At 33.4% G+C, this 11,362-nt stretch carries 11 protein-coding genes and 1 tRNA gene; 7 read left to right on the top strand and 5 right to left on the bottom strand.

Going from position 1 to position 11,362, the window contains the following annotated elements; translation table 11 throughout:
• Window positions 1-627, bottom strand: a complete 627-nt coding sequence (locus BBI01_RS13285) for a hypothetical protein (RefSeq protein ID WP_065395148.1) — start codon at window positions 625-627, stop codon at window positions 1-3.
• A 734-nt stretch (window positions 628-1,361) separates the two neighbouring features.
• Window positions 1,362-1,432, bottom strand: a tRNA-Gln gene (locus BBI01_RS13280).
• Window positions 1,433-1,530: 98 nt separating this feature from the next.
• Here BBI01_RS13280 and BBI01_RS13275 point away from each other — a divergent pair.
• From BBI01_RS13275 to BBI01_RS13255, 5 genes are all read left to right on the top strand, one after another.
• Window positions 1,531-2,559 (top strand): AMP-binding protein, encoded by a 1,029-nt coding sequence (locus tag BBI01_RS13275; protein WP_065395147.1) that lies wholly within the window; start codon window positions 1,531-1,533, stop codon window positions 2,557-2,559.
• A 42-nt stretch (window positions 2,560-2,601) separates the two neighbouring features.
• Window positions 2,602-2,994, top strand: coding sequence for an alternative ribosome rescue aminoacyl-tRNA hydrolase ArfB (gene arfB, locus BBI01_RS13270; protein WP_065395146.1), 393 nt, complete (start codon window positions 2,602-2,604; stop codon window positions 2,992-2,994).
• A 47-nt stretch (window positions 2,995-3,041) separates the two neighbouring features.
• Window positions 3,042-3,689, top strand: coding sequence for a DUF2715 domain-containing protein (locus BBI01_RS13265; RefSeq protein ID WP_065395145.1), 648 nt, complete (start codon window positions 3,042-3,044; stop codon window positions 3,687-3,689).
• Window positions 3,690-3,991: 302 nt separating this feature from the next.
• Window positions 3,992-4,372, top strand: a complete 381-nt coding sequence (locus BBI01_RS13260) for a GreA/GreB family elongation factor (protein ID WP_065395418.1) — start codon at window positions 3,992-3,994, stop codon at window positions 4,370-4,372.
• A gap of 366 nt (window positions 4,373-4,738) precedes the next feature.
• The gene (locus BBI01_RS13255) at window positions 4,739-5,713 is read left to right on the top strand and encodes a deoxyhypusine synthase family protein (protein ID WP_065395144.1); all 975 of its coding nucleotides are present in this window, start codon (window positions 4,739-4,741) and stop codon (window positions 5,711-5,713) included.
• 543 nt (window positions 5,714-6,256) lie between these two features.
• On the opposite strand, the gene BBI01_RS22825 is transcribed toward BBI01_RS13255, so the two are convergent.
• The gene (locus tag BBI01_RS22825; protein ID WP_165602248.1) at window positions 6,257-6,403 is read right to left on the bottom strand and encodes a hypothetical protein; all 147 of its coding nucleotides are present in this window, start codon (window positions 6,401-6,403) and stop codon (window positions 6,257-6,259) included.
• Window positions 6,404-6,491: 88 nt separating this feature from the next.
• Between BBI01_RS22825 and BBI01_RS13245 the strand changes: the two genes are divergently transcribed.
• Window positions 6,492-6,788 (top strand): MGMT family protein, encoded by a 297-nt coding sequence (locus BBI01_RS13245; RefSeq protein WP_065395142.1) that lies wholly within the window; start codon window positions 6,492-6,494, stop codon window positions 6,786-6,788.
• A 99-nt stretch (window positions 6,789-6,887) separates the two neighbouring features.
• A complete protein-coding gene (locus BBI01_RS13240; protein WP_083190105.1) occupies window positions 6,888-8,390 on the top strand; it encodes a T9SS type A sorting domain-containing protein in 1,503 nt (500 codons plus the stop codon).
• A 64-nt stretch (window positions 8,391-8,454) separates the two neighbouring features.
• Here BBI01_RS13240 and BBI01_RS13235 read toward each other — a convergent pair whose 3' ends face one another.
• Both BBI01_RS13235 and htpG read right to left on the bottom strand, forming a co-directional pair.
• Window positions 8,455-8,865 carry a helix-turn-helix transcriptional regulator gene (locus tag BBI01_RS13235; protein WP_065395140.1) on the bottom strand — a complete coding sequence of 137 codons (411 nt, stop codon included), beginning with the start codon at window positions 8,863-8,865 and terminating at the stop codon, window positions 8,455-8,457.
• 520 nt (window positions 8,866-9,385) lie between these two features.
• Window positions 9,386-11,278, bottom strand: a complete 1,893-nt coding sequence (gene htpG / locus BBI01_RS13230; RefSeq protein WP_065395139.1) for a molecular chaperone HtpG — start codon at window positions 11,276-11,278, stop codon at window positions 9,386-9,388.
• Window positions 11,279-11,362 lie beyond the last annotated feature (84 nt).

Below are 11,362 nucleotides of genomic sequence, written 5' to 3'. Positions count from 1 at the left end.
TTAATCTTCTTGTGTTAAATCAATAAATCCATCTGCTCCACCTCCGGGCATATTCACCTCCAGAACAGACCACACCAAACCGTTAAAGGAAATTATTCCGAAATTTTCAATCGTAACTCCTGAAGCATTTTCGTAGACTCCACTCCCTGCCCAAAACCATTTTGCTGATCCAGGCTTAACAATAATATTATCAGTAGGTCTTAAAATTCCTCCAAAGGAAGAATTTGCTTCTGAACCTTTAAGTAGGTCTATCTGTTCCTGAAGTATATTTACAATTTCCTCGATTTGTTCCTTTGTATAGACATTTCCCGTCTCTTCACCATTGTCTATAGTGGCTGCTAGTTTTATCTTTAGTTTTTCTTTCCATTCTTCTACATTTCTAGCAGTAAGATTGGATGCATTAAGTCTTGCGAGCACTAAATTGTGTGCGCTTTCATCTTGCAGATGATTTGTAAAAGCTGTGCTGGATACCGTTTTTTGAAAAGTTTCATTTAAACCCGTTACCTCATCCATCTTGATATTTTCATCTAAATGACGGAATGAAGAAAAGGTCTGCTGAAACTGATTTTCCGTGGGCATGTCACCCTTTTCAAACCAGCTAAATATTGTTTTTAATGGTACTTTCATTATTATTGGAAATTAGTTTTTATAAAATTGATGATTTGAGGGAAAGTCTATTATTGATAGACTTATTGTAGTTAAATAGAATTCTATTTCTTTTGAGTAATTATTGATTTTTCCCCTCTTTTATCGTACTGTCAATTAGTGAATTATTAATATGATTACAACTTAGAAAACATATATTTTCGCAATGTTTTTTTGTAATTCATTTTAAATCAACTACATTCTTTAGAGTGCAAATTTCATTGTTTTTTGGTCCTTATAAAAGTTTTTTGACCTCGCTATTCTGTAATTGCAGTAACAAGTATTTTTAACAGAGATAAGACGGTGCGAATTAATAATCAATTATTTTATACTAGTACCATAAATGGACTCGTGAATATTGTAATCGCAGCGATATATTTTTATTGGGAAGTGATTTGAAATAAGGAACCAAATTTATAATGAAGATTATATTAAAGATTTCTTTAAAAAATATGAAGAAATTTTTTTAGTAACGAAAATGATGTTAGAAGAATGGTTTCAGGGAAATTATTTACAGGAATCTGATTTTTCAAAGAGACGATTGTCAAAATTGACGAGAGATATTGTAGAATCAAAACAAAAACTTTGCATTGAAAATCCATTTAAGCGACCCCTTACTTCGAATCTGTAAAGAACAGAACATTTTTTCTCTTTCCCTTTTTTATTTTTCAAAAGAGAACAAAAAACAAAAACCACCCTTAAAAAAGAGTGGTTTGTAGACTCACAGGGATTCGAACCCCAGATGACTGAACCAAAATCAGTAGTGTTACCGCTACACCATGAGTCTGTTTGTTTTAGTGGTGCAAATTTACAGCTTTTTTCTTTAGATGCAAGAACTTTTTGAATTTTTTTTTAAATTTACTGTAGATTTTATTTACTAAAAACATGCAGATAGATTTCAATAATCTCAATATTAATCAATTATCCTTCCATACGGAATTTGAAAAAAAAGTCGGAAATTTTTTAGTAGAATGGCTGTCTGACGACGAAACGGTAAAAGTTCAGACCTCAGGTTCTACAGGAATTCCCAAAATCTTTGGAATCAAAAAAAAGAAAATGATCAATTCAGCAGTGATGACCTGTAACTTTTTAGGATTAAAAGAAGGAAACAAAGCTTTATTGTGTCTGCCTGTAGAATATATTTCAGGAAAGATGATGGTCGTACGTTCTATGGAGAGGAAGTTAAAGTTAATCGTAGCAGAACCATCTTTACATCCTGTAGATCATTTAACGGAAGAAGTAGACTTTTGTGCAATGACTCCGCTTCAGGTAGAAAATTCATTGGATAAATTAAATCTTATCAAAAATCTCATTATTGGTGGAGCAGCTGTTTCAGAAAGTCTGAAAAATAAAATTCTTCAGATGAATCTTGACAGCTCAAACCGTATTTTTGAAACTTATGGTATGTCAGAAACGCTTTCCCATATTGCTTTGAAACAATTGATGCCGGAACCGGAAGATTATTTTACTGCTTTTGAAAATGTTTCCATTTCCCTCGATGAAAGAGGTTGTTTGGCAATATTTGCCCCTAATGTTAATGCTGAGGTATTGAAAACTAATGATTTGGTTGATATTAAAAATGATAAACAATTTAAATTTTTAGGAAGAATAGATAATGTTATCAATTCCGGAGGAGCCAAAATATTTCCTGAAACTTTAGAAACTTTGGTGAAAAAAGAAATACCAAACGAAGCTATATTTGTAGGTTTGCCGGACGAAAGTTTAGGACAAAAATTAATATTGATTGTTGAAGGAAACGAATCTGATGAGGTGATTCAACATATTGGACAATTACCTTTTGAGAAAAATTTTCACAAACCAAAGGAAATTATTTTTATTAATAAGATCCCGAGAACCCCCAACGGAAAAGTGAATAGAATAGAACTGCATAAAATGATTAGTAAAAATAGATAACCGGATTCCTGAACTCAGTATTCTAATCAAGAAATTAAAACAATGAAAGATTTTTCAAGAGAACTCAGTTTCAAAACCTCTCGTAGCAGTGGAGCAGGAGGGCAGAACGTTAATAAGGTGGAAACTGCTGTAACTGTACTCTGGAAAGTCGAAGCGTCCTATTTTTTAAATGATGATGAAAAAGCGTTAATTCAGGAGAAATTAAAAAACCGAATTAATGCAGAAGGGTATTTATTTCTGACAGTTTCAGAAAGCAGAACCCAGCTGATGAATAAAAATAAAGCGATCGAAAAAATAATAGATATTGTCAACAAATCTTTAATTGTACCCAAAAAAAGAACAGCTACAAAACCTTCGAAAGCCCAGAAACAAAAGCGCTTGGATACGAAAAAGAAACTTTCGGATAAAAAAGAAAACAGGCGGTTTAAATTTTAGAGGTATACTTTCACAGAAATTTTTATTTTTGCCGAAATTATTAACCAATGATAAAAAAACTCTTTCTATTAGGAGCTATTTCGATTTCACTCATTTCGTTTGCGCAACAGCAAAAAATTTCAATCGTTCCATCTGTAGGATATGCATGGAGAATTGCTGAAACAGCATCAGGACTTTCCAAAGCTGAAAAAGACTATGTAAAAGGACTTAAAAATGGACTTCACTTTGATATTTCTGCTTATTACAATTTAAGAAATATTGGGTTAGGGGTAAAATTCTCTCACTTCAATGCATCCAGTAATGGCTTTTTATTCGGCTATAATAACAATGGAATGCCTGTTTCTATTCCTGTGACTACTAAAGATAATATTACTTTTGTTGGTCCGTCATTGATGTATTCCAACTATAATGAACCTACAAAGCATAAATTATTCTTTGATGTAGCAATCGGGATTATTTCTTACACAACAAAAACAGCTGATATAAAAGGTACAGGTTCTAATCTTGGTTTAGATGCAGGAGTAGGATATCAGTATGAAGTTTCTAAAAACTTTTTAATAGGACCAAAACTTGGTGTTACAGCAGGAACATTAAACAAAATGACTTTCAATGGAAGAACTGTTGATTTTGGAAATGATCAAAAAGAAGGACTTACAAGAGTTTCCTTAAGTGCAGCCGCTACATTCCGTTTTTAAGTTCTATATTTGTAGAAATTATTAACAATTTATATAATGACAGCAACAATCTTTTTATCAGCAGAGCACAGACAAGCAGGATTGTTGCTGTCATTACTTTATCTACACACAGATTCTTTTCTGAAAAGTTCTAAGGACTTTATCAATTAAGCCCTGTCAGGATCCAAGACAGGGAGATTATTCCGGGTTTTATACACTATTATTTGTTTTGCGGTTTTCTATGGAAGAAGGCATATTTATGCTTTGATTCTACATTGGATCGTTCGGGAAATACTGCATCTTTAATCTTAAAAATTGAAAAAATGTCCAATCATATTACTGTAACCACTGGAATTTATGATGCCATAAAAGATACCCTTAGAAGAAAAAAGGTAAGCTTAGAAGAAGAAAAAAGACTTACTGAAGAATTGAGAAAAGCTAAGCAGGTCTTGAGAAGAGACTTGCCTACAGATACCGTCACTGTTAATAGAAAAGTAACGTTGAAAGATCATACGCTAGATTTTGAACACGAATATATTTTTGTACCCTCTACGAAGGTAAAACTTAAAAAGAATAAACATTCTATACTTTCTGATATTGCTCTTGCCGTAGTAGGATATAAAGTAGGTGATATTATCGACTGGCCTTTCAGAGACGGTGAAAGAAAAATTGAAATTGTAAAAGTGGAAGCCTGGGAAGGATAAAACTTTTGTTGAATATTATAGGATTGAATTTACGAAGAAAACGTAGTCCGCTTTGGGCTGCGTTTTCTATTTTCTAAAGAATAGGAGTAAAAGTTGCAAATTGCAAAAGTACAGGTCCTTTTAGATGCATAATATATTCACGTCAATAAAAGAAATTCATGCATTCGTGGCAAAAAAAAATGAATCTGTCTTTTGCTAAAGATCTTATATTGAGCGAAGTCGAAATTTGTGTTTATTCAACAAAAAAGCATATACACTCATCCAGCTCATTTAACAAATGATAAAAAAGCACTCCTGTATGAGACTTTCTTCAAGTGCTTGGGCTGCATTCCGTTTTTAAGTTTTATCTTTGCAAAAATTATAAAAATGAGCAAACCGATAACTGAATTCATAGAAAAGTACTACCTGCACTTCAACGCAGCTGCATTGGTGGATGCTTCTAAAGGATATGTTGCACATCTTAAAGATGGCGGAAAAATGATGATTACTTTGGCAGGAGCAATGTCTACTGCTGAGTTAGGAAAGATTCTTGCAGAAATGATCCGTCAGGGAAAAGTAGATTTTATTTCTTGTACAGGTGCCAACCTTGAAGAAGATTTGATGAACCTTGTAGCGCACTCTCACTATGAAAGAGTTCCTCATTATAGAGATTTGACTGCTCAGGACGAGTGGGATCTTTTAGAGAGAGGTCTGAACAGGGTTACTGATACTTGTATCCCTGAAGAAGAAGCTTTCAGAAGATTACAAAAACACATTGTGGAGATCTGGAAAAATGCTGAAGCTAAAGGAGAAAGATATTTCCCACACGAATTTATGTACAAAATGATCCTTTCAGGAGTATTGGAGCAGTATTATGAAATTCCTAGAGAAAACTCTTGGATGATCGCTGCTGCAGAAGCAAATTTACCAATCGTAGTTCCAGGATGGGAAGATTCTACAATGGGTAACATCTTCGCTTCTTACTGTATCAAAGGAGAGCTTAAGGCTACTACAATGAAATCAGGTATCGAATACATGACTTACCTTGCAGATTGGTATACTAAAAACTCAGCAGGAAAAGGAGTAGGATTCTTCCAAATCGGTGGAGGTATCGCAGGAGATTTCCCTATCTGTGTAGTACCAATGTTATATCAGGATATGGAAATGCATGACATTCCTTTCTGGTCTTATTTCTGCCAGATTTCTGATTCTACTACATCTTACGGTTCTTATTCTGGAGCAGTTCCAAATGAAAAAATCACTTGGGGTAAACTTGATATTACTACACCGAAATTTATCGTTGAAAGTGATGCTACCATCTGTGCACCATTGATGTTCTCATATATTCTTGAGAATGCTTAAGTAATAAACTCTTTATGAGATTATAATATAGCGCTTCCATTTTGGGAGCGCCTTTTTTATTTTATATTTTCGGATTTTTTGATATCTCGCAGATTTAGTTGATGACATAGATTCTGTGTAGAGAGTTGGAAATCGCAAAGGCGCAATTCTTTTTACATAGATGATGCTTTAAGGCGCAAAGATTTTATCTGCGATAAAATTGTATACTGCTGGATATTGCCACGAATTCACGAATGAGAAAGTGAATAGTCCTATGTACCTATGTGGTTTTAGAAAATATAAGCACATAGGTACATAGAATATGATATTTAATATATTAGTATCAATAAAATAAATTCGAGCATTTGTGGGCAAAAAATACGTGTAACACTTGCTTAAGATCTCTGATCTTCTTACGCCTTAAAAAATAGGTATAATGCTAATCCAAATGCTTTTGCGTCTTTGCGATTTCCAACAAATCTACGTTATCAACTAAATCTACGAGCTAATATTTAAGCATCATTGGAATCTGAGAAAATCTATACTATATGCGGGAAAATAAAATCAATCCAAAGAATTCACTAGTACAAAATAACGATACGCAAGAATTCCTTTTTCAATCTTTGTCAGCTTGGTTGGGTCCTTCTTACTCAGCTTTGGAAGAACCTTTTTATTGATCACATTCAGTAAACGGAAAAATGATTTTTTCATATCTTTATCTTTTAATGAAACATCATTGAGGCTTTGAGAGTTCAAAAATGATGCAAAAACTTAATATTCTTTTGCTAAGACTTTAGATATGGACGAAATTTTCAAACAACAGGTATACGAAGTAGCCAGGCTTATTCCAAAGGGAAGAGTTTCTACATATGGAGCCATAGCGAAAGCAGTGGGCTATCCCAATCATTCCCGCCATGTAGGAAAAGCAATGGGAGGCTGCCCTGAAGATGTTCCTGCACACCGCGTTATTTCCAGTTCAGGGACCTTATCTGTTCCGGAGTTCCAAAAGAAATTAGAAGCAGAAGGAATTACTGTGGAAAACTTAAGAATAAAGGGATTCAAAAAAATATTTTGGGATCCTATGGCGGAATTGTAGTTATCCCAATTTCATAAAATAATTATTGGATTTGTTTTAATAATATATCTGGTTAACTTTGTAAATAAATATATTATTTAAATATTTTATAACAAAACCATGAAAAAAACTCTACTATTACTCTTAATCACTGTAAAGTGTTGTCTTTTCTATGCCCAAACAGCTCCAACTATGGAATGGCAAAAAGTAACAGCAACAATAGGATTCCATACTCGAACCAATGATATTACCCAAACTTCTGATGGTGGATATATCTCAATAGGACAAACAAATACAGTACCCGGATCTAATTATGATTGTGTAATTAACAAGATTGATGCAAATGGGAACCCAGTCTGGAGTAAAATTATTGGCGGATCCAGTGTAGATTATGGTAGGAAAATTATCAAGCTAGCAGATGGTAATTTTATGATTATTGGTACTACAAAATCTACAGATGGCGATATGTCTGGTCATTATGATTCTGAAAAGATGTGGGTTTTTAAAATGGATGGGATGGGAAATTTTATTTGGAAAAAGTTTTATTTTGGAGAAGGTCTTTATGATATACTACCTGTTGCAGACGGATATATTTTGCTTGGAGGAATATTAAATGGTGGTTTTTCAGATATCAGAGTTAACAAAATTACTTTAAATGGAGATTTAGTTTGGTCTAAGACATATGGTGGTACTGCCGATGATTTGGGTGCCAGAATAGGTACAACTCCAGACAATAATTATATCATTTTTGCTGATACAAGATCTAATGATGGAACAGTTACTAATAATCATGGAGGACGAGATATATGGATGTTCAAGTTAGACCCTTCAGGAAATTTACTGTCTCAAAAAACGTATGGTGGCTCTGGATGGGAGTCTGCTACTGATTTTGTTAAAGATGTTGATGGTTATGTATTTTGGGGACAGGCAGGATCTATGGATGGAGATTTAGCTGGTATTGCTACTGATGCTGATAATGATTTTTGGCTTTTCAAAACTGACTTTGATGGCAATATTATATGGCAGAAAAAGATTGGAAGTGAATATGCAGAATATTATAATATGGGCAAAATTATAAAATCTACAGATAACAATTATATTACATTAGGAGTTGTATGGAATGGTAATAAAACGGTATATGAAAGTGGGTATCATGGTGCATCTGATATTTGGTTAGTGAAGTTTGACCGATTAGGAAATATTCTATGGAAGAGATGCTGGGGAGGATCCTTTTATGATGAGGCTATGAATTTTGTACAGAATACTGACGGAAGTATCGTTGTTGCAGGGAGTACACAATCTGTGAATGGAGATTTGGTAGGGTCAGGAAAAAATACAGAATGGGAGGATAGTTGGATTTTTAAATTATATCCCGAAGCTGTTTTATCAACCCATGAAATTGGAAGTAAGCAGGCAAATATTTATCCAAATCCAACTTCTAATTTTATAAACATTGAAACCAATACAAAAATAGAAAATATAGAAATCTTTACTTCAACTGGACAGTTTCTAAAAAGATCAAAAGAAAAGAAAATTGATATTTCATCTTTTACAAAAGGAGTTTATATCTTTAAATTACAGACTTCCGAAGGAATAAAAATCTATAAAATTATTAAGGAATAATATAAAAGAATCCAGCGACAAAGCCGCTGGATTCTTTTTACTTTTATGTGGATTTAAATCCAGGTTATTTCTTAGCCCTTGAAGGACTTGAAGAACTTTGAAACCCTTTTAATTCCTCTTTTAATCTTTCATTTTCCTCTTTTAATAAAGAAATATAGTTTTGTAGATGTTCAATGATGGTTCCTGGAATATTATCATAGTTATTCTGAGTAGTAATTACTCCCGCAGAAGAAGATCTATCATTAAATACAGGATGATCATTATTAACCACTACTGTAGCTTCCTCCTCTTCATAAATATCTTCAATAGGTACATTCAAAAAACGGGCAAGTTTGTCCCATTCATCTTTTACGATCCTTACATCACCGCTTTCTTTTCTGCTGTAATTGGATACATCTGTTGCAATAAAATCAGCTACCTGCTGTTGAGTATAGCCTTTTTGCTTTCTGATGACGCGTAATTTTTCTTTTTGCATGACCTACATTTTATACAAAAATGGCAAAAAAGGATAAGTTATACAATAGAAAATGAATAAAATATAGGATGATAGAATGAAGATTAATAGAAAAAGAAGGAACAGGTTTATAATATTCAGGTTATTTAAATGAGCTGTTGATGATTTTTAGATTATTAGAAAAGATAAGTGAGTGATGAGTTTTCCTGTGTAAGGATATTTTTAAGACTCAATAAGATCAAATATTTTCAGCATACACTCTCTTTTTTTGCCACGAATTCACGAATATTTTTATTAATACTAATATATATAACCATTATATTCTCTGTTCCTATATGGGTTACTTTTTACAACATAGGAGGGGGGTACATGTGGAAAAAATATTCGTGAATTCGTAGCAATATTTAGCATTATACAATTTTATCTGAGGTAAATTATTGTGTATTAAATTGTTATTTGTATACAAAAACTTGCGTCTTAGCATTTCCCAACTTCACTGTATAAAAAAAGACTGCTTCAAAATGAAACAGCCTTCGGTATATTATTTTTCAAGTTGCTTATAGCTTCTCTGTATAAAATCTGTAAGGTCTTTACCTTTCAGTAAGTTTTGAGATAACTTGGCAAGATCCAAAGCATATTTGATTAAGCTTTCTTTTTCCTCAGGATTCTCAGTTTTTAAAATCTGATTAGAAAGATCACTATTGGAATTCACAACCAGATTGTACATTTCCGGGAAACTTCCCATTCCGAACATCCCGCCACCGCCGGTAGCCTGCATTTCCTTCATTCTTCTCATAAACTCAGGTTGGGTAATGGTAAACGGAGCATCTTTGCTGTCAAGATCTTCAAGTTGTATAGTGAATTTAGTATCCTGAATAGCTTCTTCTACGTTTTTCTTTAAAGATTCCTTCTCAGTTTCAGTTAATTTTGAAATGACAGGTTCATCCTTCTTGATCAGATTATTAATGTGATCAGCATCTACCCTTGCAAATGAAATATTTTCTTTTGAAGTTTCCAGCTTCTGGATCACGTGTGGAATAATAGGAGAGTCTAGTAGTAGAACTTCATAACCTTTATCTTTTGCAGATTGAATATAACTGTGTTGTTCATCAGCATTGGTAGCATACAGAACTACGAGTTTACCATCTTTATCGGTTTGTGAAGGAGTGATTTTCTCAATCAATTCATTCCAAAGGAAATATTTTCCGTCTGTTGTTGGATATAATGTGAATTTATCTGCTTTTTCAGCAAATTTTTCTTCCGTAATGATTCCGTACTCAATTACTATTTTGATGTCGTTCCACTTTTGTTCATAATCTTCACGGTTTTCATTGATCAATGAAGACATTTTATCCGCAACTTTCTTCGTGATGTAAGAAGAAATTTTCTTTACGGCACCATCTGCCTGAAGGTAAGAACGGGAAACGTTCAACGGAATATCCGGAGAATCAATCACACCTCTTAAAAGCATTAGGAAATCTGGTACGATACCTTTTACCTCATCCGTTACGAATACCTGATTTTGGTACAACTGAATTTTATCCTTATCAATATTTAAATTATTACTCAGTTTAGGGAAGAATAAAACTCCGGTTAGGTTGAATGGATAATCTACATTCAGGTGAATGTGGAATAATGGTTCTTCAAACTGCATCGGATAAAGCTCGTGATAGAACTTCATATAATCCTCATTGGTAAGGTCGCTTGGTGCGATTGTCCATGCTGGTGTAGGATTATTGATAATATTGTCTACTTCTTCAGTTTCTGCAACAGCATCTTCTGGTGCATCTTCAGGTAAAGGAAGTGTATGGGTTTTGGTTCCAAATTTAATAGGAACAGGCATGAATTTATTATACTTTAATAACAATTCACGGATTTTTCCTTCCTCTAAAAACTCTACAGAATCTTCTGCAATGTGAAGGATAATTTCAGTTCCTCTATCTGTTTTATCAGTAGTTTCCTCAAGTGTGAATTCCGGGCTTCCGTCGCAGATCCATCTTACAGCTGGTTCATCTTTATAAGATTTTGTAAGAATTTCTACCTTTTCAGCTACCATAAATGCAGAGTAGAAACCAAGACCAAAATGTCCGATGATTCCTGAATCTTTCGCCGTATCCTTATATTTTTCAAGGAATTCTTCAGCTCCAGAAAAAGCAACCTGATTGATATATTTTTCTACCTCTTCACCTGTCATACCGATCCCCTGATCGATAATGCGTAAAGTTTTCTGTTCTTTATCAATTTTAACCTCAAGTTTTGGGTTTCCGTATTCAACTTTTGCTTCTCCGATGCCCGTTAAATGCTTTAATTTTAAAGTAGCATCAGTAGCGTTGGAGATCAGTTCTCTTAAGAATATTTCGTGGTCACTGTAAAGAAATTTTTTAATAAGTGGGAAAATGTTTTCCACTGATACATTAATATTTCCTTTAGTCATAATATTTTAGATTTTTTAATTTTCAAATATTTCTCAAAAAAAATACCACTTGAAGGAATGTGACAGAATGACATTTTTTTGATT

Origin of the sequence: Chryseobacterium artocarpi (genome assembly GCF_001684975.1) — a bacterium.
Lineage (GTDB): Bacteria > Bacteroidota > Bacteroidia > Flavobacteriales > Weeksellaceae > Chryseobacterium > Chryseobacterium artocarpi.
The sequence above is the reverse complement of the archived record's forward strand: the minus strand, read 5'-3'. Positions and strand labels throughout refer to the sequence as shown.